This is a genomic window from Paenibacillus sp. HWE-109 (assembly GCF_022163125.1).
Lineage (GTDB): Bacteria > Bacillota > Bacilli > Paenibacillales > NBRC-103111 > Paenibacillus_E.
In genome coordinates, this window is sequence record NZ_CP091881.1 from 5,516,939 (window position 1) to 5,543,109 (window position 26,171).

The window sequence follows — 26,171 nt, forward strand, 5'->3', positions numbered from 1 at the left end:
AAATTGAGGCAGGTTGTGCTTTTTTACACTTTCGTCCATCAGCTGAGTTATTCCCGACAAGCTCAATGTTTAAAGAGAACTGTGGTACGCTATTTAAGCCAAAATGGGGTGCACTTAGGTAGTAGCGGAACTACAGGGTCTTATTTCCATCAAAAGCGCTGAATTTCGCATCAAACAGCCAAATAGCGCCCTATAGTTCCCTCAACGGCTCGATAAGGACACTTTGGGCTGGAATAGCGCCCTGTAGTTCCCTCCCGCCGCGCGAGGGTGCTGGAGTAACTGCGCGTTCACTCCAAAACATCTAAATTCTAGCAAGAATAACCCAGCCTGCGGCTAGGTCATCAAGTCCATGCACCTCATGCTGCACATCCCTCCCCCAACATGTACGTCCAACTAAATCTATCCCTGTTCTAGCAAAATCCATGCTATAATGATACACATTCTGACTGCTTATTCGCAGTAAGAGGAGACGTTTACATTGCCTATCCAAACAGAGACGGAGCTCTACGCTCCGATTAAACAATACTTCGAACAACAAGGTTACACCGTTCGCGCAGAAATTAAGCATTGCGACTTGGTTGCTATCCGCGGCGATGAACCGCCTCTCATCGTCGAACTCAAAAAAAGCTTCAATATCCCTCTATTGGTACAAGGGATTGAACGCCTGCGTCTGACCGATCAGGTTTATGTTGCTTTTGAACTCCCCAACAAAGGGCGCGCGCCCCATCGGCTGCAATGGGAAGATGTCCGCCGGCTTTGCCGGATGCTCGGTTTGGGCGTCTTAACCGTCCAATTCTACAAACGCAAAAAGCCCGCAGTTGACCTCGTCTGCGAGCCTACTCCCTATATGCTTCGCTCGAACAAGCGAGCTGCGCTGCGAGTCGTGAATGAGTTTCATGAACGCAGCGGCGATTACAATGTTGGCGGCAGTTCCAAGATGAAGCTCATGACCGCCTACCGCGAGAAATCCTTGCACTGCGCCTACCTCATGCGAGAGCACGGTCCGCTAAGTCCGCGGCAATTGCGTGACTTCACCAGCAATAAAGCGGTAAGTTCCTTGCTGCAAAAAAACTATTACCGCTGGTTTATTCGGCAAAGCCGCGGCATCTACCATCTCACGCCGAGCGGAGAGCAAGCGTTGAGCGAATATGAACATGTGCTGACGGCTTTTGCGCCATCAACAACCCTTACCCTCTAGGAGTGAACGATGACACGGTGCGCGTTCGCTTCTTCTTTCAACATCAGCAGCGCTTTATTCATCCATATCGCAGCCTGAGCGCCTTCTCCCATCGCAATAGTCACTTGTTCCGCATGAACACCCACATCGCCTGCTGCCCATACGAAAGGCACACTTGTCATTTTGCTCCGTGAATCTGTGATAATATGGCGATTCTCCATGCGTTCTGCCCCAAGCTGACGCGCGAGATCAGACTTCACTTCATTGCCGCCGAAAGCAATAAATCCCCGCTCGGCTTCTATGCGATGCCCACTCGCCAAGACAACACCGCCAAAAACGCCTTTTCCCGCGGCAATCACTTCTTGAATATCCTCGGCCTTATAAGCAATTCCTTTGTGCGCCATCTGTTCGAGCAGCTCTTTCTGAACCACCCGCTGCCCATGGTTCACATAAACCAGCTTGTCCGTCCGCGAACTCAGTTTCAAGGCCATTCCCGCGCCAACATCGCCTGAGCCCATAATGACCGTTTGCTTATTTTTGATCTCATAGCCATCGCAGTCGGGACATACATAGACCGTTAAACCAAGGCATTCCTTCAGCTTTGGCAGCTCAGGCAGACGATCCATCAGCCCTGTTGCCAGCAGTACGGTCGGCGCCTCGTACCCTTTGCCGGACTTTCCCCATAGTTCAAAACCATCGCCAGGTTTCCCTTTTTTTACAGCTTGAACGACTTCATCTTGGATAAAAGCAACACCGAGCTTCTCTGCTTGAAGCCTGCCCAGTCGGCGAAGCTCATTCCCCGATATGCCATCCGGCCAACCCAATAGATTATGATAGCTTTGACAAAGCGTAGAGCGTCCATATCCAGCATCAATGACGAGAACACGATGTTCATATCTGCCAAGCTGAATAGCCGCTTGCAGACCCGCTATGCCTCCACCAACGATCAGACTGTCGTATTGTTCCATAAACCTGCGTCCCTTCTCTCCTATCAACTAGTACCTAGGATATCCGTGTTAGGACGCTTTCATGCTTATCTACCTATTCTTGATGGTCCAAACCAAAGCAATTTGTGTCAGCGAAGCCAACATGAGAATCCACGGAATCAAACCGCCATCCAAATCGCTCCCAAACGTGATTAAACAAATAATTGAAATGACGCGGCCGACATTTAAGAAAAATTCGCGAACAACCACACTTTCAACCTTTAATTCTCCCTTTAGCGGCAGTTTGGCAATAAGGCCATAGTAATACCCCGTCATGGTATTCCCTTGCAGCGGTGAAAAAATGGAATATAAAATCATAAAGCCAACGACTGACCAAACATTGATGCTGCCAAGCAGTAAAGAAACGCCGACCAAATAGCCTGCAGTCGATATAAGAAGATAAAAGCGCGCTTTGCCCGCATTCGCATATTTGGAGATGAAGATTCCCGTAACGATGCTTAAGCTTGAATACAGCACTCCTAAGTATCCAACAATATCTTCCCTTGGCATGACTTTAAACAAGAGAATATTCGGCAAGAAAAGCATCGTGCCCTGCAGCAATCCAATACCAAAAAATCCTAGCAAAGCCTTGAGCCACGCCCGTTCTTTTTTCATAATGAGTCCGGTTAGCTTCAAATAATAAACTCTGTGATGCCCGCTTGAGGCTTTTATTTTCAAAGAGATCATGGCCGCGAGCAAGAACATTACAAAAGCAATGCCGAACACAATCGTATATCCGCTAAGACCGTCTTTTAAACGAATAATGAATCCGGCGAGTGCCGGCCCTGCCAGCGTCGCGAGTGTAAAAAAGATCATATTAAAGGCAAGATAACGAATCCGATTCTGCTCCGTAGATACATCGTACATTAAAGTTAGGTAGCCTACCCAATAAAACGCAGCGGCCAGACCGTTAAATATCGCAAAAAACACATAATATTCGACTAATCGTTCTTGGGCAATGATGACGCTCAAATAAAATAAGCCCACCAGCATAATACCAAGCCGGTAAGAAACCATACGATCTTTCTTCTTGATCATCCAACCGCCAAGCGCAAAACCGATCGGCGTCAGAATGTAAACAATCATGCTGTATGTACCATTGACTACAACACTATGTGTCAGCCTCCATAAATACAAATTCAAAAAAACGCCCGACATGGAAGCGCCAAATTGAAAAGTAGAGTGGATAATGAGAGAAATGACTGCCTCTGGTGATAGTTGTTTTTCTGGTGGAAGCGTATTCCCTCTGCTTTGCAGCCAATTCCTAATTCGTATGTTCATCGTAGACCCCCAGTCGTCCTCTATATTGTAACAGCCATCCTCGCTCCTGTTAAACAGCAAAAAGCCTCAGCATTGGCGCTGAGGCTTTGTTACCGCTCGTTAACAGCTTACTTCTTGAGGCTATCCCATGTTTTCTGGAATTCATCAAGCATTTGGTCCTTCGTATACTTCTTCGCTACATATCCTTGCATGATATCGCCGAATTTTTTACTGGATGCTTCGCCGCCTGGGAATTTGAACCAGTTCCAGCTCAACGTTTTGCCAGCTTTGCTGTATGCGATGATATCAGCTGCTAAAGGTCCAAGAACTTTTTCGTCAGCAGGAATCGTTTTGAAGGCTGGGATGAATTTGAATTCATCTGTAATGTATTTTTTACCGATATCAGAGCTTACCATCCAGTTCAGGAACTTCTTCGCTTCGTCTTTCACAGCCGAGTTTTTGTTGATAACCCAGTTGTTTGGAACGCCAACGAACAATTTATCATTGGAAGCAGCATCATCGTTGATCGGCATTGGCAAGAAGCCAATTTTGATGTCCGGATTTGTTTTGGAGATTTGAACTTGTGTCCAGTTGCCTTGTTGCGTCATAGCGGCTTTGCCTGTTGCAAAATCAGTTACTTGTGTATTGTAGTCCGTTTGCAGCGGATTTTTATTGCCGTATTGCAATTGCAAATCAAACAGTTTCGCCCATTGGTTGAACACTTCATTACCAGGAATTTTCGCTGTGCCTTTATTCAAGCCATCAATGAAAGCATTTGGATCTTTCTGATAAGCAAACGGAAGGTTCACGAAGTGATTCCCTAATACCCACCACTCGCCATAGCCTGTTTCAAAAGGAGTGATTCCTTTGGCTTGGAGCTTTTTAGCCGCATCTTCGAGTTGTGTGATCGTTTTTGGCAGCTCCGTAATGCCCGCTTTTGTGAACAGATCTTTATTGTATTGGAAACCATAGCCTTCAAGGTTCAGCGGTTGACCATACAATTTACCGTTTTTGGTCATTGGCTCTTTGGCTACATCAACAAGATCCTTCACCCATGGTTGATCGGATAGATCTTCCAGGTTGTCAATCCACTTGTCAAGGTCGCTGAAACCACCGTTGTTGAAAATATCCGGTTTGTCGCCAGAGTTGAACTTCGCCAGCAATGCTGCGCCGTAATCCGCGCCACCGCCAACAGTGTCTACTTGAATTTTTACGTTAGGGTTCAACTTTTGATATTCTTGCACTAATTTGCCCAGCTGGTCAGCGATTTCCACTTTAAATTGAAACATTTTAATGGTTACTGGTTTGCCAGCAGCTGGAGTTGTAGTTGCAGCAGCACCCGTGGATGCAGATGGTGAAGGTGTTGTTTCTGTTTTCTTGCCACAACCTGCAACAACGACGGAAAGTGATAATACAGCAGCCATACTGATCATCGTTAATTTTTTCATTGAGGTAAAGCCTCCCTTTTTTGTGTGTACTCAGCTTACCCTGATGACGAAAGTTTTATTAGCTCGTTATCAGCTTATATTTGTATTGTAAACACTTTCTTAAACCCTTAACACGGACAATATTGAACATAAAGGTGGAAGATTTTGAACTTAATAGCAAATCTGTTAACCTTTTACGGAACCTGCTGTAATCCCTTCCACAATATGTTTCTGCATCGCCAAGAAGAAGAGAACGATAGGCAGTACGCCTAGTGTCAAGCCTGCCAGAGCCAAATCCCATTGTTTCGTATACTGTCCAAAGAAAGAGAATGTAGCCAGCGGAATCGTTCTAAGATCCGGGTTGTTGAGCACCAGTGACGGCAGCAAGTAGTCATTCCAAATCCATAAGCTGTTCAGAATGATAATCGTGGTCGACATCGGCTTCAATAGAGGGAACACAATCCGCCAGAACACGCCATATGGTGAACAACCATCAACAGTAGCGGACTCCTCGATCTCCAGAGGAATCGATTTGATAAAACCATGGTATAAGAATACGTTAAGCGAGACACCGAATCCAAAATAACAAACGACCAAGCCCAGCTTGCTGTCCATCAGTCCGACTTGACTTGCTACGCGCACTAATGGGATCATGATTGATTGGAAAGGAATCACCATAGCAGCCACGAAGGCAAGAAAGACGAGATTGTTGAATCTACTTGCTTTGCGCACCATGCGGTAAGCGGCCATGGAACTGATAATGACAAGTCCAAGGTTGCTAAGCACGGTAATGATCAATGAGTTCATGAAAACCGTAGGGAACTTCATGATCGTCCATACTTTCGTATAGTTGTCTAAGAACAGGCTTTTCGGCAATTTCGCCGTATTAGCGGCCAGTTCCGGAAACGTCTTGAGTGAGTTTACGATAACGAAGTAAAAAGGAACCAAGAACAGCAGGGCAATCACGATACCCAGTACCTCGAGTGTAAACAGCCGACCGGAGTATTTTTTAACAGAATCCATTAGACCTCAACCTCCTTGCGTTTCGTATACATCACTTGGATGGTTGAAATAATGGCAACGACGACGAAGAAGATGAACGCTTTAGCCGTTCCCAAACCATAGCGATTATTCCGGAACGCTTCTTGATAAATGTTGATCGCCAGCGATTCGGTAGAGTTGAACGGGCCTCCTCTAGTCAAGGAGAAGTTTAAGTCAAACATTTTGAATGACCATGAGATGGTAAGGAACAGACAGACAGTAACCGCAGGCATGATAAGAGGAACAATGATGCTGCGAAGCACCTGCATACGACTCGCCCCATCAATATACGCGGCCTCAATCATATCCTTAGGCACATTGGACAGTGCTGCAATGTAGATAATCATGAGATATCCAGCACCTTGCCAAACACTTACGATAACGATCGCCCAGAAGGATGTCGTTGCATCACCTAACCAAGGAAGCTCAAAAAATCCGATATGTGTAAGACTGCCTAACGTAGCAAAACCTTTAACGAAGATGAACTGCCAGATGAACCCTAACAGCAATCCGCCAATCACGTTGGGCATGAAGAAGATCGTCCGCAGAATATTACGGCTTTTCAAAGCCTGCGTCAGCAGCAAAGCCAACAAGAAACCTACAAGGTTCGTGAGAACCACGTTGGTAACTGTCATGCGAGTGGTAAACCAGAAGGCGTTGCGATAATCCTTGTCTTCAAAAAGAATGTGCTTGAAATTATCTAAGCCATTGAATTTCACGTTTGTCGTAACGCCGTTCCATTCGGTGAATGAATAATAGATGCTCATGAAAAATGGAATTAAGACGATCAGGGTAAAAAAGACGAGTGCTGGGCCCACAAAGACCCACTGCTGCATAACTCCCGAGATGCCTTTATTAGTTTTCATGGGAATATTCCCCCTTACGATTATGTAACTTTCTTTCATTATAAATTTCTAATTCACGCGAAAACACAGATTATCGTGATGCATTAGGTGGAATTTGTTGACCTCTCCTGCTACAATGTAGGGGAAAAACTCCCATAAGAAACCGAGTTGATACCCATTGATCCGTCACAGTATGCGCAATAAATTGATCCTTTTTTTGCTCATAGCGACCCTAGTCCCCTTCGTAACCTCGATCGTGGTATCCTATTTATTCACTAAGGAGAAAGTCACGGAAGACACGATCCGCACGAATTCAGCCCTCATTTCTCAAGCCAAAATGAACTTGCTCAATTACTTGAACGGGATTGTCCAAGCTTCCGCCACCATCTACACCGGACAGCATCTATCCGAACTTGGACAGCTTTACGATATTTTGGAAAGAGAGCGCAACATTGATTACATGAGCGATAAAGTGATCAAAAGCGGGCTGCAGGTCATGTCGCACTCCATCAAAGAGTTTAAGCAAGTGTATCTGTATGCTTCCGTCAGTGATCGCTCCTTCTTGTCCAGCAATGACTTCCAAGGCAGCCGGCCTGGCAAATATGAGGGGCTGCCGCCGTTTCCAGATAAGCAAAGCATTTATTTCGAAACTACACACGAAAGTCACGATTACAATATTGCACTTAATGTGTATTCTGCTCCAACACCTGTCCTGTCTATGCATCGCAAACTGTTGTACTCCCCGAACAATACGTCCATCGGAGAGCTCATTATCGATTTCCAACTAGACCTAGTTTCTGAAATATCCCAAAGCTTATACACGCATGATGAAGAAGAATTGTACATTCTGGATGAACATGGCCTTATCGTCTTCGGACCCGACACCGCCAAGTGGGGGCTTCCGCTCGAAGGAAACTGGGGCAACGAAGCCATCTACAGCAAACTTGATAAAGGCAGCTATGAATGGAGCAAAGGGGCCTACGCCGGCATTAACGTATACGAGAAAATGAAAACCGACTTTGTCGATTGGACGATCGTCAAACGTCTGCCTTACGAACAATTAACCAAAAATGCCAGACAATTAACACTTATCAATTCACTTATTTTAACTTTCTCGATGCTGATCGTAATTGCCGGGACAATCTATATCAGTATTCGGTTTACAGAACCGATCAAGCAATTAATTCGTTACATTACCCGTATCCAGGCCGGGCAAGTTCAATTAAACCAGTTGACGACCGATATTGAATTGACCCGCACGGACGAAATGGGCATTCTAGCCAATCGCTTTCATACTCTCTTGCAGGATTTGAATCAAATGGTTATGCGCGAGTATCGGCTGGAGCTTGCTAATAAATCCAATCAGCTGATGGCCTTGCAGGCCCAAATCAATCCGCATTTTCTCAATAATGCGCTTCAATCCATCGGGACCTTGGCTTTGCAGCATGATGCGCCCAAAGTCTATGCCTTGATTTCTTCACTGGCCAAAATGATGCATTACAGCATGAATACCAATGAATCCGTCGTTCCTTTGCGTAAAGAGATCGATCATATCAAATCCTATCTGGAATTGCAGAAGCAGAGATTCGAACATCAATTTGAAATTATCTATGAGGTGGAAGAAAGCACCAAGCTGGTCCCCGTGCCCAAAATGATTCTGCAGCCTTTGGTGGAAAACTATTTCAAGCACGGCTTCAAGCCTAGTGGCGAAACGACAGGCTTACTGCGCATCGAAGCTGCGAAGTATATAGAGGGTGAAGACGAATTCCTCAAACTGGTTGTCGAGGACAACGGCATCGGCATTTCCGAGGAGCGGCTTCGCGAGGTCACTAACAGACTGAATACCCCTTCCATCACGGAAGCGGCCTGTATTGGACTAAGCAATGTGTTAACTAGAGTCCGGTTATATTTCACGGATGACGCTAGTCTGGCTATTACACATGTTGAGCCCCAAGGTCTAAGGATTACTATCCATATACCCATGAAAAAGGGAGCTATTGAATGAAAGTTTTACTAGTCGATGATGAAAAGCATGTACGAGATGCCATTCGGTTGCTCGTGAACTGGCAAGAGCATGGCATAGAGACGATCTTGGAAGCTCAAGACGGTGAGTCTGCGACAGAGATGATCACGCAGCACCATCCCGAAATCATTATGACGGACATGATGATGCCGATCATGAATGGAGTCAAGCTGCTGGAGTGGCTGCAAGCTTATGCGCCGGATTCGAAAACCATTGTGATCAGCGGCCATGACGATTTCTCTTTGCTCAGGCATACCCTCAAATACGGAGGAACGGATTACATCTTGAAGCCTGTTGATCCCGATCAACTGAATGAAGCTTTAGCCAAAGCTATTCAAGCTTGGCAGAAAGACGAGGAGCTGCGCCAAACCAATCGTGAGCTGAATATTGAAATGAATCAAATTAAGCCCATGTACTGGGACAAACTGCTCTCCAACTTAATTGCTGAACCGTCCTCTTATGAGCAGGCCGCGGAGCCATTGGAGAAGGAACTTCATTTGACCCGTCCATTAAGCAACTGTCGCGTAGCGATTTTATCCCTCGATACGATGGAACGCAGTGTCAAAAATAAATTCAGCCAGAATATGGATCTGCTGCTCTTCTCTCTGATTAATATTTGCAATGAATTTCTCGTCAATGACAAGCGAGGATACGCCTTCCGTTACTGGAACAGCGACAATGAGATCGTCTTGCTGCTCTGGAAAGATCAGCCTGGTGCTGAAGCTTTTCTGGCCAAAATAAATGAAGGCATGCGCACCGCACTACATACCCGTGTGGACTTCGGCATTGGCAGCTCGCACGCCTTTCCTGCTGACTTAACCTCCTCCTACCAGGAGGCGCGCATCGCCTTGCGGCAACGCAATCTCAAAGCCAAGGAAACGTGGATTCACAGCACTTTGAAGCCAGCCGCCGCGCCGCCGCTTACGCTCACTTTCAGCCATTATGAAGAACGTATTCAATTAGCCATTCGCAGCGGCAATATCGCTCAGATTGAGCAAGCCATTCAACATTGGATGGATGCTGTCAAACAAAGCGATACCATTACACTAGAGCAGCTTGATCATTGGTGGCGAGAATACGGTGTGATGAAACGCCGTTGGATTCAGCAATTTTTCACGGGCATCAGTGATGAAAAGGTCAAAGACATGCTGCTTGATGAGCCTGCAAGCCTCATTGTTCCACTTGATGAGCATGGCATCCTCTCTCTCTCGCTGTGGCAGCAGGAACTGACTCGCAGCATCGTCCATCTGTCCAAGCTCATGCTGGAAAGTCAGCACAAGGACAAGAATGTGATTTTTGAAATTGCCGAGTTTCTGGAAAAGCATTATCACGAAGATGTGACACTGCAAGATATCGCAAGTCGCTTCTATCTGAGCCGCGAATACATCTCGCGGAAATTCAAGCAGGAATTCGAGGTCAATCTCTCGGATTATTTGGGCCAAATCCGCATGAGCAAAGCCAAAGTGCTGCTGCGCAACCCCCACCTGCGCATATCGCAAGTCGCCGAGATGGTCGGGTATCAAGATGAGAAATATTTCAGCAAAGTTTTCAAGAAATCAGAAGGCATGACGCCCAATGAATATCGAAAAAGCGCGAATTCTAGCTAAAATTCTGTAAAAAATATGGAATATGCTATACTAATAGACAGAGGTGATTTTCATGAACATGCCCATCGAAACGGCAACTGCGAATTCATTCCCGCGAGCTTCCAAAGCCGCAAAAGCAGGGAAGAAAACGTACGTCTACTTGTTTGTGGGCTGGGTCATGCTGATCGCAATCGGAGTGGCAGCAGCTATGATGTACACACAGCATTTGAAGCAACAAATGGCAACCGATATCGCACAGCAAACCCAGCAGCAATTGCAAGTAATTCAACAAGACTATCAAAAGCAAATAACTGGGCTCAAAGACAGTATGACAACCGACATGAAAGCATTGCAGACCAAGGTAGATTCCCTGAATGAACTGCTTGCTTTCACGAAGGACAGCGCCAACAGCAAAACCGATAACAGCAACCAACTCTACACACAGCTTGCTGAAGTGAAAAAGAAGCTGGACGATCTTCAGAAGAACCTGGATGTGTTAAAATAATGACAGCCATCCAACAAATTAATCGCGTTTTTCTTTTAGCTTGCGCACCTTTCCTTGGTATGCTGATTTGTCTGCTGTTCATCACGGTGAAGATCCCGATAGGACCGCTAGCAACCACGCTTTCGACAACTTTCAATTTTCACCAAGAGACGCTTTCACTCGATTCTAAGCTTACCAAAGCAAACAGCGATGCCTTGCAAACCAAATCCGTCATTCAGCAATATTTCGAAGTCTATGAGAAAAGCACCGCTGAAGTCACTGCCCTGCTCCAGAATGCGGCTGCCCAGGCAGCAAAGCCCGGCCTTATTTATGACACACGAATAACAGCCAAGCTCGGAAGCCCCATTCGCCAAGCTTCCTCAGGCAATATCGATCTCAAGTTATTCGCTTTGAGTGAAAGCAACTACAAAGGCTATGCCCTTAAAGTTAATCTCAAAAGCGACAAAGCCATTAAGCTCGTTCTGGGCAAGGATAAAATGGGATCAAGTGAAACCACCTTGGAAGCTGTGTCCCGTTACGGCGCTGTCGCAGGCGTTAATGCGGGCGGATTTGCCGATGATAACAAAGGCAAGCGGTATCCTTTGGATACTACGATCATGAACGGCAAATATGTGAATGGATTTTTCCCAACCAATAACGATACCACCTTCATTGGGTTGAACAAAGATCGCCAACTGATCGGCGGCAAATTCAGTTCACAATCCGAGCTGGACAAGCTGAACCCGCTGATGGGTTCAACCTTCGTGCCTGTGCTTCTGAAAAATGGCAGCAAGACGTCCATCCCTTCTCAATGGCAGAGCTCCCCCGCGCGCGCGGCACGGACTGTGATGGCCAATTACAAGAACGATCAGCTCTTGTTCATCGTCACAGATGGCGTGAATGAGAGTGGTAATTCGGGCGCTACACTTGCCGAGCTGCAAGACAAAATGCAGCAGCTAGGTATTGTCGATGCCTATAACCTCGATGGTGGCGGATCGACTACCCTCGTTATGAACGGCAGCGTCATCAATCGTCCTTCCGATGGAAAACTGCGGCCGCTGGCGACAAACTTCTTGTTTTTCAAGTAATTGAAATTATTCACACATTTTTCGTTTCTTTTTTTGAGATGGTTGGGTATAATAAGCCTTAACTATATGTGAGTTTGTCAATCCGTTTCGATCCTATAGGAGGTGCAGCAATGTTTGGTTTATCAACAACATTTTGGCTCGTTAACACCGTTTTTGTGCTATTTATCGTCGCTATGATGACGGCTTCCTATAACGAGGACAAAACATCAGGTCTATAAGACACGAAAAACCTCAATGCCCTTCTTCAGGGCATTGAGGTTTTTTTGTGCCTTATTTGACGATTCGAACCAAGTTTTCCCATTCATGAAAAAAAGACTGTCCAAAGGTAAATAAACCTTCAGACCAGTCCTTTTATTTCTTCATCTAAGCTCTAACTTTGAGCACATTCATTTCAGCTACACAAACTCCGCAAATGTAACGCTCTTTGAATTCACTCACACTTTCCATGCTACCACAGAATACACACTTTGGACGGTATCTTTCTAGAATGATATGGTCACCCTGCACCAAAATTTCTACAGGATCTCCTTCATTCATTTGATAACGTTTACGCAATGATTTAGGTAGTACAATACGTCCCAACTGATCGACTTTCCGAACGACTCCGGCTGGCTTCATCATAGGACTTCACCTCTCTTCCGCTCTCGGTTTCCATGCTGGTTAACTTCCCCCAACATATCTATACAACTTGATACCGATTACTATTCGCCGTTATTCAGGAAACTCCTTCTAAGATCATGCCGAAACTTTCTTTTCTTGTGAAAAATGTCGAACCTGACTTCTTTACGCATAAAATCAGTGCTTAATCCAGGCCTGTGAAACCCGTTTGCCGCAAACCTTCGTACAGCATAATCGCGGCAGAGTTGGATAGATTCAAGGATCTAACCGCATCTGACATCGGCAAGCGGAGCAGTGTTTCGGGATGTTGGGCCAACAGCTCCTCTGGAAGACCTTTCGTCTCTTTGCCGAAAACGAAGAAATCGCCATCCTGAAACGTAAAATCTGTGTAACGTTTCTGTGCCTTCGTGGTCGCGAAGAAAAACCGGTGCCCTTGATACTGCTCTAGCACTTCATCAAAGGAATCGTGATACTCTAGTTTAACAGAATGCCAGTAATCCAATCCTGCCCTTTTGAGTGTCTTGTCGTCCGTCTGAAAGCCAAGGGGTCTTACTAAGTGAAGATGCGTGCCGGTAGCCGCGCAAGTTCGTGAAATATTTCCTGTATTCGCAGGAATCTCTGGTTCTACTAGTACAATATGAAAAGCCATCTCTGTCAAATTCACCTCATTCTCTATCCTATTATATGCGAAACCGGAATGCAATTTTACACAGGGTTAACTTAATCTTAATATCTCGATGATAGAGCCCTGTCATAATAGAGATATCCTTCGATAAAAGGAGCCAAACCTTAATGAAAAAGAAGATCCTAGTTGTAGATGACGAACCTTCCATCTCCATGCTTATCGAATTCAACCTGAAGCTCGTCGGCTTCGAAGTCCATTGCGTGTTCGATGGCGAAGCTGTCTTTGATGCTATTCAAACCTTTCGCCCTGATCTCATTGTTCTTGATCTCATGCTGCCTAAGATGGACGGCTTTCAAGTATGTCGTAAACTTAGAAACCAGAATAACCTTGTTCCGATTATTATGTTAACGGCCATGCAGGATCTCACGGATAAAATTGCCGGACTGGATAACGGTGCTGATGATTACATGACCAAGCCCTTCTCACCGCAGGAGCTCATATCCCGGATCCAAGCGATTCATCGCCGGATTCAAACCTTGCCTTCCATAACGGAACATGCGCCGATTACCATTGGCCAGATCGCAATCAAAGCCGATCAACGTGAAGTGACTGTGAACGGCTCCCCGATTGAGCTTACTCCCAAGGAATTTGAACTGCTGCTTTTCCTTTGCAAGCATCGCGGCAAGGTCCTCAGCAGGCAACAACTTCTGCATGGTGTATGGGACTATCATTTTCTCGGGGATACGCGGATTGTCGATGTGCATATCTCGCATCTGCGGGATAAAATCGAGCATAATGCGCGCAATCCCGAGTATATCATGACGATTCGCAATGTCGGCTACAAACTGACAGAGCCGGCAGTCAAAGAATCCATCGGCTAATCGACAACACAGAAGAGGCTGCGCTCACGGTTTTTAACCTTGAGGCAGCCTCTTTATTTTATGAGGCGCTAGGTCCTCCTTCATCTATCGTATGTCCCCTTTAGAATCCGTATAGCCGCCACGGCTTATTTCCACCATAATAGCGAACGACCTTTTGCAGCGGTTTCACTGGACCAATCTGTGTCTCTGGCAGCTCGGCGCCGCGGAATAGAATAGCTTCATCCCCCGCGCGCAAATCCAACATAATCGCCTCTTTCTTTGTTTCTAGTCTTATGGACTGCTCGGAAGCTCTTGTTCCGCTAATCTTCCACTGGACATCACCGACCCACCCTGTCTGGATGAGACAAGGCTCCCCCGCCAAACTCTTCACGCGAATAAATTGCGTTTCTCCATGGCGGCGTACCGCACTGATCAGAAAAGCACCTTCTGCTCGCAGATGCTCGAAGCTTACGTCCCGCCATTCGTCAGGAACAGCCGGAAACACCCTTATTTGGCCGCCCCAGCTTTGAAGCAGCATATCCTGTATAGCTTCGGCTCCGGCTAGTGGCGTTTCTATGACCGGACCTGCTTCCTTATACATCGTATTCGGTTTAATCAGCAGCAGCAAAGCTTGCAAGTACCGCAATGCCTCATTCCCGCGTCCCAGAATAGCTGCTATCGAGGCGGCTCCTGTAAGACTGAAGCCCCGCAAGTCTCCCTCTTTATCGATCCAATGACGAAGTGAAGCAGCAATGAGCTCGCGCTCCTCTTCACGCTCACAACCGATCAAATGCAGGGGGAAAATAGCGAGCAAATGGCTGAAATGCCGGTGACCATAGGCGAGCGGCGTGTCCCGCCCAACCATGAAGCCGGATTCATCAACGGGGAAGGGAACTAATCTTTGGAGAATGTCCTTCCATCTGTCGATCAAGGGATCATCCACCTGCAGCCGCTGGCAAATATACAGCAGGGTTTGGCAGCCCCAACGCAGCAGTGCAAGGTCATAATGGCAGTCGCTTACTCGCATTCGCATGAAAGAGCCATACTCAGGTGAAATGGTAGCTGGCAAGTGAAGCAAGCCATCGCTGCCTTCCTCGACAAGATGAAGGTAGAGGTTCACACTTCTTCGAAGATGAGGATACAACGTGTTCTTGAGCATCTCATCATCCATGCTGTAGCGATATTGACGCCAGACATTATGGCACAGCCAGGTTAAATTACCGACTTCATCCTCAACCTCAGCCCGCAAATCATAGCTGCTGCTGCGGCCAAGTCCTGAGGCGTCCTGCCTGAAGGCTTCCGGTACGTTGGCAATTAAATTCTCTCGGTTTGCATCTAACGCATGAACAAGCGACATGCCTAAGTCCAAGCGATTGGCCGTATATACCGGTGAATAGCTCATTTGCACATTCATGTTGAACCATACACCAGGCCAAGGTGTTGATGTCAGCCAAGGCCCCTGGTTGTCGATCAAAGACTGATCGGCTCGAGTGGCGGAAGCCAATTTATACATTTGGATCCAATAAAAGCTTTGGAGCCGGGCATCGGGAATCGCAACGAAGCTTTGCCGATAGTAATCGTGCCACCACTTGCGGTGAACGTTTATCCAAGCATCGTAGTCCGCCGCTGCTGCCTGTGCAACCGCCTCAACAGCCTTTACAATGGCAGCTTCCATCTGTCCATTGATGATCGATAGGAAACAAACACGGCGATTCCTTGCGAGTTGAACTTCCTTCCAAGCAACCACACACCCATCTGCGCCACTATAGCGCTGAACGCAAATCTGTATGCCATTTCGTTCAACTTGTTCCACCGCTGTTTCCGGCACATACTGATTCAAATTGATGCCATCGGCATTTTTCAATACATCATCAACAGCCGAATGAGCATACCAAACAACTTGTGTCCCCTCCTCCCCTTCTGACGTTTCCATCTCGATGGCTATGACAGGCTCCACACTATGAACAATCGAACGCAGGTTAACCTCCCCACGCGTAGTTGTCAGCTTAGCCCGCAGCTCCGCCTGCCATAAGTCCACCCGCAGGCTTGTGGGATGGTAGATCATGCCTGCCATCTCCACATCGAGTTCGCCAATTGGCACACGTGGAGGAAAGCCTGGTCGATCGCTGCGCGCAGCCGTTACATCCGTTCGTCCCAGGACGAACCGAAGTACATGCCGTTTCTTCGCATGTTCCTCTCCATAAACCATGGCTCCGATTGAGCCATTGCCGATGAAGGCACCTTCATCCCAACTTACCGGCTTAACAACCCACTCCATATCGTTGTCAGCCATAAACGGCTCCCACTCACAATCGTTCATTGCCTACAACCTCCTAACCCTTAATCGCCCCGATAAGTGCGCCTTTCACGAAATATTTCTGAAGGAACGGATACACCAGCAGAATCGGTACCGTAGCCACCATAATCGTTGCATACTTTAACGTCACCGTAAGCATGGCAGAGGCGCCGTCTGAAGCCCCCAAATTGGAGCTGGCTTCCCCTTGCAGCAGTACTTCACGCAGCACTAATTGCAGCGGATAGAGCGAGCGGTCCTGCAAGAAAATCATTGCATTGAACCAGGAATTCCAATGGCTGACGCCATAATACAAGAGCATTACGGCAATAACGGGCATGGATAACGGAAGCACGATCCGGAACAGAATGACAAAGTCGTTCGCCCCGTCTATTTTAGCCGACTCCTCTAACGCATCTGGTATCGCCTCGAACGCTGTTTTCATCAGGATCAGATTAAAGGTATTGACCGCCTGAGGAATGATAAGGGCCCAAAGCGAGTCAACTAATCCAACGCCTTTGACCGTCAAATAGAGAGGGATCAACCCACCGCTGAAAAACATCGTAAACACGATAAACAGCAGGAGCGACTTCCGGTAAGCCAAGCTTTTTCTAGATAAGGCATACGCTCCGAAAGCGGTAAGAATAATATTGAGGAACAACCCTACAAGTACGACGAAGAACGTGTTCCCATAGCCTTTGAGAATCATCGGGTTGCGAAATACATTGGTATAGGCATCGAATGAAAATCCGAGTGGGCGCCATAGAACACCTTTGTGGCTCATCAGCGACCCGGCATCGCTCACAGAAGCGAAAGCCACATATACCAACGGATACACCGTTATCAGCATCAGTAACAGCAAGAAAATGGCATTGATCCAATCAAAACTTTTTTCTGACAGCGTTGTCCGATTCAACATGTGTCTGCCTCCTTCCTACCATAAGCTGGTGTCATTGAATTTGCGGCTTAACCAATTGGAACAAATCAACAGAATGAAATTGATCACGGAGTTAAACAGCCCAACCGCCGAGCTGAAGCTGTAATTAAAGTCCTGCAAGCCTACCCGGTACACATAGGATGAAATGACATCTGCCGTTTCGTAAGTGCCCGGATTGTACAGCAAAATAATTTTCTCGAACCCGACATTCATCATTCGTCCGATATCCAAAATAAGCAGAATGATAATCGTCGGCATGATGCCGGGTATCGTCACATTCGTCATCTGCTTCCATCTGCCTGCGCCATCTATTTTGGCCGCCTCATACTGTTCCTGATCGATTCCGGTTAAAGCTGCAAGAAAAATAATCGTTCCCCAGCCGATATGCTGCCAGACTCCCGTAGAGACATAGACAGAACGGAAGAAGCTCGGTTCCAGCAAAAATGTCGTCCGCTCGCCGCCAAAAAAAGCAATCACATCATTCACGACTCCATCGCTGACCGTAAAATCTTTGATGATGCCGCAAATGACAACAAGGGAAATAAAGTGAGGCATATACGTGATAGTCTGCACGGTGCGCTTGAATAGAGCCTGTTTCACTTCGTTCAGCAGCAGCGCCAGCAAGATCGGTGCCGGGAATCCGAATACCAGTTGATACAAGCTGATGAGCACTGTGTTTTTGATCGTTCTCCAGAAATAGGGACCCGTAAAAAAAGTTTGGAAATGCTCGAAGCCTACCCAGTCGCTCCCCCAAATGCCAAGCCTCGGTGAAAAATCCTTAAAGGCAATAATCGCTCCATACATGGGCCCATAATGGAAAACCACATAGTAGAGCAATACAGGGATAAGCATTACGTAAAGCAATTTATTTTTACGGATATCGCGGAATATCCCGAATGTAGGCATGGCCAGTACTCCCCTCGATCTATGGCTATTTTGTTGCAGGTGAAAACAAGCCGCTTAAGGTAAGGGCTTCGTATTCACCTGCAAGGTGCCAAATTGGTGTTATCGTTTGTTATAGCGGTCAAGCGCGTCTTGATTTATTTTCACAACTTTGTCGATACCCATTTCCTTGATACGGCTCACATACTCATCGAATTTCTCAATCGGCTCTTTGCCCATTACGAATTTCACGAACATTTCTTCTTTATAACTGCCAATCGCCGTATTCAATTTGGCTAATTCCTTACTTTCCTCCACAGTCGGTGTGATGAAAAGCGGCAAGACATGCTTAACTGCATCGGTTTCGCCCCAAATTTTGATCGCCTCATCCTGCTCCTTGAACGTGTTGAAGCTTTTACGTGAATCGCCTAGAAAAGGACCATTAGGCTTCGTATACTGCGAGACCATTTGCTGTAAATTAAACTTCTCATTTTTGGTGATTTTCTCAGTAAAGGTTGGCACATTGTTAACCATTTTGTAGCTATCGCCTTCAATTCCGAAGTTGAAAAGCAGGCTTCCTTTTTCACTATAAGCGTAATCAAGCCATTTCACCGCAAGCTCTGCATTCTTCGAATCCCCGCTTACAGCTTTGCTGGCTGCCGGATTGTACTTGAAATCCCGTTGACCGATAAAAGCACGTTCCCCTTTTTTGAGGGTAGGGTACGGCGCGGCTACTAACTGAAATTTCGGGTTTTTCTTCTTCCCCGTATCCATCCATCGGCCCATCCCGCCGCTTAACAAGCCAACAGTTGCCCCGGCACTATCACTCATTAATTTGTTATCCAGTGCTTTGGAATCTGTGTTGAGAGCAAAATCTTTGTCCAACAAGCCTTCAGCATACCATTTGCGCAGCAGGGTCAGCGCGTCCTTGAATTGTGGATCAATAGGTCCATACTTCACTTTCCCTTGATCGTCAATATAGAACCGGTTCGCTGTTTTGAAAGCACCAATGAAGGCATCCTGGATGTTCAACTCATTGCTATACAAGGCCGTGAATGGCGCACTCGCGCCTTTCTTCTCTTTAAACGCTTTCAATACGGTATACCACTCATCGATGGTCTGGGGAACTTGCAGGTTCAGTTCATCCAGCCAATCTTTGCGAATCATCGGCCCTCGGAAGACGAGCCCGTTATCCGGACGGATCATCGGAAAGGCATAGTAATTGCCGCTGTCCGTTTTGATCATCTTATCTAATTCTTTATCTTGCTGCAGCAGCTTCTTGAGGTTCGGCGCCTGCTTGTCAATCAACGCATTGAGCGGAAGAATAACTTTATCCGCAATAGCTTTCTCAGGTCCCCCCGGATAGGCCATCGCCCCGCCTCCGCCCCAGTTGTACTCAATAACATCCGGCAATTTATTGGAAGCGATCAACAGGTTGAACTGTTCCTTGGATTGGCCGTCGGCCGGGTGGGTATATTTGACCTTCACCCCTGTTTCTTTTTCAAGCTGCTGTCCAAATGGCGATTCCGCCAAGTTCGGTACAAAAGAAGCCAGATTCGTATCGATACCTTCCCATGATGTTAATGATTCTTGCGTACTAATCGGATACACAGCGCCAGCGGCTGTTGGTGCCCCAGAAGCTTTGGGAGAAGCTGAGCTCTTGCCCGTCTCTTGCGTGGAACAGCCTACAATAACACTGGAAGCTACTACGAAGCTTAAGGCCATACTAAAAGACTTCTTGTTTACATATTTCCCCATGTAAATCCCCCTCAAATGTTTGGTCCCTGGCACCTTGTTGCGCCGTGGTTTCAGTATGCCTCGAAACACTCCTCCCGAATATCGTCAAAACGTGAACTTCATCTTCAAAATCACCAAAAAGCAATCTTCAATATAGACACTAGCTATGTAAAAACGGAAAAGCCGCGCAAGCATCCTTGCTTGAACGGCTTCTTATTGGTCATTGAATATCTTTGTACTTCCCAGGTGTAATACCCTCGAATTTCTTGAATATCCGATTAAACGTATTGATATCGGAATACCCGACTTGCTTGGCAATCTCAGAAACGGATAGCTGCTGAAGGGAGAGCAGCCTTTTGGCTTCTTCTAGCCGGGTTCTGCTAATGAAATCAAGCAATGCTTCCCCCGTTTGCGCTTTGAACTGTTTGGACAAATAAGATGGTGTCAGCTCGAACTTCTCGCCTACCATCGAAATATTGAGATTCACGTCAGCATAATGACCTTTCACATAGTCGATCACCTGCTGGCTGAGCGTGTTGTAATCCTGCTCGCGGCCCTCTTGAATGAACTGGCACACCTCAGCCAGCACTTCCCGGATTTGCCCCTTCATCTCCTTGATCGTTGAGCTGGTTATTAATCGATCAATTTGGTCCGTATTAACGACGAATGCCCGATGATGACTGCTCGTCCCGATTTCATCCATTGTTTTGAGCAGTGTGCTGGTCAAATCGAACATGAGGCATTTGGCCAGTGGCACCGATATGGAAGCATCGGAAATGTTGACCTCGATAATTTCGTTAATAATCGCATTCGATTTTTCGAAATCGCCGGCTTTAACCAAATTGATTAACTGATGTTCTATTGTCAACGGATAGTAGTAGCTTCTCGATGGCCCCGCCGTCTCGGAACTCGGCAAATCCTGATACCGAATAATCTCACCGCTGCCCATAACCAGACGGTATTCCAAGGCAGCCAAGGTCATCTGATATGCCGGAGGAATCCCGTACAACTCCTGATGAATCTCGCTAATCGCCACGGTCAAATGAACATGAAAATGGTCCAACAAGAACGTTTTCACCTGTTCAGCAATGCGTTTCAATTCATCTGCATCCGGATCTGACCCGAAATTAACGATGCAGGCCAGCATGTTGTCAATTTCTGTGATGAATGCTTGATTAGCGTCACCAATCACTTCCTCCGCGACATTCATAATGAGGAAATGCAGCATTCTCACTTTCTCAGGCGGCGCATGTTCGCCCAGATCAAACTTGCCATAATGTTCAACATGGAACAGCAGTACGGCAAAATGCGGTGAGGCCACTCGAATATCGTGAGCTGCAAGCGATTCGTGGATGGGCACATTTTGCTCCAAACGGCCTTTCAGCAGTCCTTGCAAGAAATGCGAGCGAATCGCATCCCGATGCTGATGCAGCCGGCGGTCGACCTGTTCTTTCTCGGCAAATGTATTATTCAGCGCATCCTGCAAATAACCATATTCGTTCGAACCTTCATGAAAAGATACGCCTGATTTCATGGAAAAACTGCGAATCAGCACGTTGATTGGGATATAATTTTTGCGCAAGAAGAGATAAGTAACCACTCCCCCCATGAGCAAACTCAAAATTACACTGGCATAGATCAACTTCTTCATGTAGGCCATCTTATCGTCAAATAATTCGGCGGGAATCGCATAAATATACTTCCACCCGTTACTATCCGAAGTAATATACGAAACAGCGGCACGCTGATCACCATCGTCACTCATGAACATGCCATTTTTGCCGGTGAGCTTGCCGTAGTCCAAGAAGGCTGATCTCGCTTCAAACCCCGTGGAAGCTACTAAGCGATTTTCCTTGTCCAAAACCGCAATTGACGTTTTATCGGATGTAGATGGAATATTGGCAAGCAGCTTGGAATCCTTAATTACGAATAAAATGACAGCACCTGGTTGGTCCGGATTAGCCAGAATGACGGATTTGGCATACATGACTGCTTTCAGCTCTTGACCGTCCTCCCTAAACGTAATAGGGGTATACTCCTGCATATACGGCTTTTCAAAAAACTTCGCCCACTCTTCATAGCTCATCGTCTCTTGTTCGCGTGTTTTCTCATACAATATTCGGCTGTTCGTATGATCGCGCGTAGAGATTACCGTATCGCTGTTCCGATAGTAAATATATATTTGTTCAATGAAATCATTTGCTGTCTGATACAGCCGCAAGTCACTGGCAATACTGACCAGATCGTAATAGTCGTTATCCGTTAAGGGCTTCGCTGTATGAATGAAACCGGTTACCAATTTACTCAAAGCAATTTCCAGACTAATTCTTTCGATACCGCGAAGACTATTGTCGATGGCTTGTTCCATCTGCTGCAAAGCCGAAGTGTTGGCACGATTCACTTCCGATTCCACCACATGCCATGTCGCCGCATACAGAATACCACTAATCATGATCGGAATAAGCAGAACGGAAACATACGATACCAACCAAGTGACAATGACACTGCGTTTGTGGAAACGGATTCGAGCAAGATTCATGAGGCATAACTCCTTCATTTCCCAGTTGTAACTGCATTCACTCACCATTATACCGAAAAACAGAAGGGAATGGCTGCTAAATTCAAAAAGGCTGCTCGTCAGGTTTTCACCTTCTGAGACAGCCTCTTATCTTAATCCCCAAAAAGGAAATCATCATCCGTCAATGCTTCAACATGAATCGTGCGCACATAACCATTCCCTTTTTTGGAGAAAAAGTCATGCTGTTTGGTCTTCGTGCTCAAACCGTTCAGAACAATTGGATTGATATCCTCTTCTTCGAAAATCGGCTCCACCCCAAGGTTCATGAACGCTTTGTTCGCGTTATAGCGTAAGAAAGCTTTCACTTCTTCCGCCAAACCGAGCGTGCCATAGAGGCTTTCTGTATATTTCTCCTCATTCGCATGAAGCTCTCTGAGCAGCGCGCTCAATGTTTCGTACACTTCATCCTGCTCCGCAGGACTGAGCTCCGCATAAACCTCTTGCGCCAATACACCAATATACAATCCGTGAATACTCTCATCACGCAAAATCAAATCAATGATTTCGCCGCTGCTCGTCATTTTTCCTTGTCCAGCCAAATACAGCGGGTAATAGAAACCGCTATAGAACAAATAGCTTTCCAGTAAAACCGACGCAGCCATAGCCAGATAGAGATCTTTGGTCGTGTTAATATTCTCGTAGTAATGGGAAATCTTCGATGCTTTGAATTGCAAATACGGATTCCGCTCTACCCAGAGGAACAGCTCATTAATTTCTTCTGTCGTAGACAATGTTGTGAAAATACTGCTGTACGATTTTGCATGGATTTGCTCCATCATCCCCATGAAACTCAGTACGGCTTTGCGCTGCAGCCCGTCGACATGCTCAAGGATCTTGGGCATCCCAACGCCGCCTTGCATTGTATCGAGCAGGGTCAGTCCGCCCAGCACCTTCATATATAGTTCACGCTCAGCACCGCTCAGCGTTATCCATGACATTTTATCGTCCGATAATGGAATTTCTTCGTCCGTCCAGAATTGCATAATATTCTGATTCCAGAATGTAATGGTAAAGTCATCATCCGGCCGATTCCAGTTCACTGCTTTTTTGACGATGGCTTGATTCGTAGTCGTTGCACTAGTCATTGATTGTCGAGTCCCCTTCCAAATTACACCGAGCAGCTGACACATTCCTCAACGGATAGCTGATTTGTTCGCGTGTAGTAAAGCGATTTAAGTCCTTTATGTGCCGCATAGAGGTATAATTTAGCAAGCTGTCTGGTCGAAACGTCACTATTGACATGTAAAATGGTCGAGATCCCTTGATCCACATGCGTTTGAATTTCCGAAATGAGGTCAAGAATCTTGAATTGGTCCATTTGATAAGCCGATTTATAGTAAAAGAAATTATCACGCGCCATAAACGGCATCGGATAGTACGTTGTTGAATTAGCATATGTGCGAGTCTCAATAGGCTCTACGATCGGCATCACGCTGGAAGTTGCGTTTTGAATATAGGAAATACTTTGCGTTGGAGCAACAGCCAATCGATAGGCGTGATATAAACCATGGGTTTTCACGTCTTCTTTCAGCTTCGCCCAGTCGCTCGGTGATGGAATTGGCATGCCTTCGAACAAAGCCTTCACTTTATCCGTGAGCGGACGATAATCCGTCTCTGTGTAACGGTTGAAATAAGCGCCACTCGCGTATTCGGAAAGCTCAAAGCCTTCGAACGTTTGGCCGGACGCTTTGGCGATCTCCATGCTCTTCTCGATGGAATAAAAATTCATCGCCATGAAGAAAGTACGAACGAAATCTTTGGCTTCGTCGCTCTCATAGCTGATTTTGTTCTTCGACAAATACCCGTGAAGATTCATGACTCCCAAACCAACGGAATGCAGCTCGCGATTGGCTTTGGCAACACCTGGCGCATTGCAGATCGTAGTCATGTCGCTTACCGAAGTCAAAGCAATCATGCCTTCATGCACTGTTTCACGCAGCTTCTTGCGGTCCATCACATTGGCTATGTTCATGGAAGCCAGATTACAGCTAATATCTCTTAAAATGGTATCATCTTGCCCATAATCATTGATTTCCGAAGTCTCCTGCAATTGGAAAATTTCCGTGCACAGGTTGGACATTTTAATCGTCCCAATGCCTTTCAGCGCGTGATCACGATTGGCATTCGTCCGATTCATCATATAAGGATAGCCGGATTCCAGTTGTGTTGTCGCAATTTTGACCAGCATATCGCGTGCGCTCATGACAACTTTCTTCTTCACCTTAGGATTCGCCAGAAGCTCATCGTACATTGCATCCATATCCAGATCATCCATATGCTTGCCATAAGCCTGCAGGACTGTGTATGGCGCAAAAACATGCAGCGGCTTGTTCTCTTCCGCTAATTTATAAAATTTATTCGGTACAATGAGACCGATCGAAAGTGTCTTCAAGCGGGATTTCTCATCCGCATTAATTTTCTTGCTGTCCAGGAACTCCATAACGTCCCAGCCGAAAATATTGTAGTACGCCGCTCCTGAGCCTTTGCGCTGACCCATTTGGTCGGCATAAGAGAAAGCATCCTCCATGAGCTTAAGTACTGGCATAATTCCTTTTGCAGCGCGTTCTACACCTTTGATGGATTCACCGCGACCACGGAGCTTGGACAAGTTGACAGCTACACCGCCGCCAATTTTGGACAGCTGCATGCAGGTCGCCAGAACATAGTTGATTGAGTTAAGCGAGTCATCCATTTCCAACAAGAAGCAGGAAACCATTTCACCGCGACGGCTTTTGCCTGCATTGAGGAACGTCGGCGTTGCGGGCTGCAAACGCTGTTCCATCATAGAGACGGCCAGCACACGAGCTGTTTCTGCATTACCGCGTCCCAAATATAAAGCTACAATCGCTACGCGATCCGGGAAATGCTCCAGATACAAGGTCTTGTCATCACTGCGCAATGCATAATCTGTATAAAATTTCGAAGCCGCCATATAAGAAGCGAACTCGAATTCATTGTCGTGGGCCACTTGGTACACAGAATTAACTTCTTCGGGTGTGTAATGCTCATAGACGTTCTCGTAGTAATTGTGCTCGATCATATAGCGAACCTTGGAAGAGGTATCGGGGAAAGAGAGGCTTTTGCTATGGACATCCTTCATAAAAACTTCAACGGCTTCTTTATCCTTCTCTAGTTGAAAAAAGCCATCCGCTCCGCGTTGCATCAATAAATTATTTAGCTCAATGTGCCGCAATTGCTTGTACCCCCTGAACAAATCGTTCTACGTCATTTTTGGTGCCGGATAACTCAAACTTGGTTAACACAGGCACGTCGTACAATTGTGAAATGGTGTCTGCGCTTTTGGCAAAACCGTCTCCCCAATTCCGATTGCCGCTTGCTGCTACACCGATCATTCGGGAGGAATTGCTTTCCAGAAAGGAAGCGACCTTCGGGGGGATTTGACCAAACCCCGTTGTATACGTAACGAGCACGAATGGCTCGTCCATCTTCATCGCTTCCTCTATTTGAATCGCCGGCATTTTGAGCTTGGCAATAAATCGGCGAACATTCCCCGTCTTCGAATCGTAAGCAATCAGCATCGGAACCGTCTCCTATCCATCAATCTCTATCTTGTGTTTCTTATGTATATAACCCTATATCTAGTAAATTATTCAAAAACCATTTACTGCTAAATCCAGGAAACGATCTCGCCTTATCGACAAAATACCGAGCCTTCAGACCGTGTATTTTGCTGCGAATAAACCGTCAAAGTGCCGCCCAGCAT

The 26,171-nt window shown here is 46.4% G+C and carries 21 protein-coding genes; 6 read left to right on the top strand and 15 right to left on the bottom strand.

All coding sequences use genetic code 11. The features are described from left to right. The first annotated feature begins 478 nt into the window (after positions 1-478). Positions 479-1,198 carry a DUF2161 domain-containing phosphodiesterase gene (locus LOZ80_RS23475; RefSeq protein WP_238166973.1) on the top strand — a complete coding sequence of 240 codons (720 nt, stop codon included), beginning with the start codon at positions 479-481 and terminating at the stop codon, positions 1,196-1,198. Here LOZ80_RS23475 and LOZ80_RS23480 read toward each other — a convergent pair. From LOZ80_RS23480 to LOZ80_RS23500, 5 genes are all read right to left on the bottom strand, one after another. Next, positions 1,195-2,145 (bottom strand): NAD(P)/FAD-dependent oxidoreductase, encoded by a 951-nt coding sequence (locus tag LOZ80_RS23480; RefSeq protein ID WP_238166974.1) that lies wholly within the window; start codon positions 2,143-2,145, stop codon positions 1,195-1,197. The genes LOZ80_RS23475 and LOZ80_RS23480 overlap by 4 nt on opposite strands. Before the next feature lie 69 nt (positions 2,146-2,214). Then, positions 2,215-3,444 (bottom strand): MFS transporter, encoded by a 1,230-nt coding sequence (locus tag LOZ80_RS23485; RefSeq protein WP_238166975.1) that lies wholly within the window; start codon positions 3,442-3,444, stop codon positions 2,215-2,217. 107 nt (positions 3,445-3,551) lie between these two features. Then, complete coding sequence (locus LOZ80_RS23490; RefSeq protein ID WP_189012598.1) at positions 3,552-4,871, bottom strand: ABC transporter substrate-binding protein; 1,320 nt, start codon at positions 4,869-4,871, stop codon at positions 3,552-3,554. A 165-nt stretch (positions 4,872-5,036) separates the two neighbouring features. Next, entirely contained in the window at positions 5,037-5,873 is an 837-nt protein-coding gene (locus LOZ80_RS23495; RefSeq protein WP_238166976.1) for a carbohydrate ABC transporter permease, read from the bottom strand. Further along, positions 5,873-6,757, bottom strand: coding sequence for a carbohydrate ABC transporter permease (locus tag LOZ80_RS23500; protein ID WP_238166977.1), 885 nt, complete (start codon positions 6,755-6,757; stop codon positions 5,873-5,875). Before LOZ80_RS23500 ends, LOZ80_RS23495 begins: the two co-directional genes overlap by 1 nt. A 157-nt stretch (positions 6,758-6,914) precedes the next feature. Between LOZ80_RS23500 and LOZ80_RS23505 the strand changes: the two genes are divergently transcribed. The 4 genes from LOZ80_RS23505 to LOZ80_RS23520 are packed head-to-tail and all read left to right on the top strand — an operon-like array spanning position 6,915 to position 11,917. Further along, positions 6,915-8,741 (top strand): cache domain-containing sensor histidine kinase, encoded by a 1,827-nt coding sequence (locus tag LOZ80_RS23505; RefSeq protein ID WP_238166978.1) that lies wholly within the window; start codon positions 6,915-6,917, stop codon positions 8,739-8,741. Then, positions 8,738-10,366 (top strand): response regulator, encoded by a 1,629-nt coding sequence (locus LOZ80_RS23510; protein WP_238166979.1) that lies wholly within the window; start codon positions 8,738-8,740, stop codon positions 10,364-10,366. The genes LOZ80_RS23505 and LOZ80_RS23510 overlap by 4 nt, the downstream gene beginning before the upstream one ends. A 52-nt stretch (positions 10,367-10,418) precedes the next feature. Beyond that, positions 10,419-10,850, top strand: a complete 432-nt coding sequence (locus LOZ80_RS23515) for a hypothetical protein (RefSeq protein ID WP_238166980.1) — start codon at positions 10,419-10,421, stop codon at positions 10,848-10,850. Further along, a complete protein-coding gene (locus LOZ80_RS23520; RefSeq protein ID WP_238166981.1) occupies positions 10,850-11,917 on the top strand; it encodes a phosphodiester glycosidase family protein in 1,068 nt (355 codons plus the stop codon). The genes LOZ80_RS23515 and LOZ80_RS23520 overlap by 1 nt, the downstream gene beginning before the upstream one ends. 363 nt (positions 11,918-12,280) lie before the next feature. Here LOZ80_RS23520 and LOZ80_RS23525 read toward each other — a convergent pair whose 3' ends face one another. Both LOZ80_RS23525 and trmL read right to left on the bottom strand, forming a co-directional pair. Continuing rightward, complete coding sequence (locus tag LOZ80_RS23525) at positions 12,281-12,535, bottom strand: AbrB/MazE/SpoVT family DNA-binding domain-containing protein (RefSeq protein WP_189012709.1); 255 nt, start codon at positions 12,533-12,535, stop codon at positions 12,281-12,283. Between the two features lie 184 nt (positions 12,536-12,719). After that, positions 12,720-13,184, bottom strand: coding sequence for a tRNA (uridine(34)/cytosine(34)/5-carboxymethylaminomethyluridine(34)-2'-O)-methyltransferase TrmL (gene trmL, locus LOZ80_RS23530; protein ID WP_238166982.1), 465 nt, complete (start codon positions 13,182-13,184; stop codon positions 12,720-12,722). 143 nt (positions 13,185-13,327) lie between these two features. Here trmL and LOZ80_RS23535 point away from each other — a divergent pair, with 143 nt between their 5' ends. Further along, entirely contained in the window at positions 13,328-14,041 is a 714-nt protein-coding gene (locus tag LOZ80_RS23535) for a response regulator transcription factor (RefSeq protein WP_189012605.1), read from the top strand. Between the two features lie 100 nt (positions 14,042-14,141). Here LOZ80_RS23535 and LOZ80_RS23540 read toward each other — a convergent pair whose 3' ends face one another. The 8 genes from LOZ80_RS23540 to nrdI all read right to left on the bottom strand — a co-directional run bounded on the left by LOZ80_RS23540 (position 14,142) and on the right by nrdI (position 25,986). Then, positions 14,142-16,340 (bottom strand): glycosyl hydrolase family 95 catalytic domain-containing protein, encoded by a 2,199-nt coding sequence (locus LOZ80_RS23540; RefSeq protein ID WP_238166983.1) that lies wholly within the window; start codon positions 16,338-16,340, stop codon positions 14,142-14,144. Positions 16,341-16,353: 13 nt separating this feature from the next. Beyond that, a complete protein-coding gene (locus tag LOZ80_RS23545) occupies positions 16,354-17,232 on the bottom strand; it encodes a carbohydrate ABC transporter permease (RefSeq protein WP_238166984.1) in 879 nt (292 codons plus the stop codon). Between the two features lie 15 nt (positions 17,233-17,247). Continuing rightward, positions 17,248-18,156 carry an ABC transporter permease gene (locus tag LOZ80_RS23550; RefSeq protein ID WP_238166985.1) on the bottom strand — a complete coding sequence of 303 codons (909 nt, stop codon included), beginning with the start codon at positions 18,154-18,156 and terminating at the stop codon, positions 17,248-17,250. Between the two features lie 99 nt (positions 18,157-18,255). Further along, positions 18,256-19,890 carry an extracellular solute-binding protein gene (locus LOZ80_RS23555; protein WP_238166986.1) on the bottom strand — a complete coding sequence of 545 codons (1,635 nt, stop codon included), beginning with the start codon at positions 19,888-19,890 and terminating at the stop codon, positions 18,256-18,258. A gap of 199 nt (positions 19,891-20,089) precedes the next feature. After that, entirely contained in the window at positions 20,090-22,408 is a 2,319-nt protein-coding gene (locus LOZ80_RS23560; protein WP_238166987.1) for a helix-turn-helix domain-containing protein, read from the bottom strand. Positions 22,409-22,539: 131 nt separating this feature from the next. After that, entirely contained in the window at positions 22,540-23,532 is a 993-nt protein-coding gene (gene nrdF / locus LOZ80_RS23565; RefSeq protein ID WP_238166988.1) for a class 1b ribonucleoside-diphosphate reductase subunit beta, read from the bottom strand. A 23-nt stretch (positions 23,533-23,555) separates the two neighbouring features. Further along, on the bottom strand, positions 23,556-25,640 hold the full coding sequence (gene nrdE / locus LOZ80_RS23570; protein ID WP_238166989.1) for a class 1b ribonucleoside-diphosphate reductase subunit alpha: 2,085 nt from the start codon (positions 25,638-25,640) through the stop codon (positions 23,556-23,558). Next, positions 25,627-25,986, bottom strand: a complete 360-nt coding sequence (nrdI, locus tag LOZ80_RS23575; RefSeq protein ID WP_189012611.1) for a class Ib ribonucleoside-diphosphate reductase assembly flavoprotein NrdI — start codon at positions 25,984-25,986, stop codon at positions 25,627-25,629. The genes nrdE and nrdI overlap by 14 nt, the downstream gene beginning before the upstream one ends. Positions 25,987-26,171: the final 185 nt, after the last annotated feature.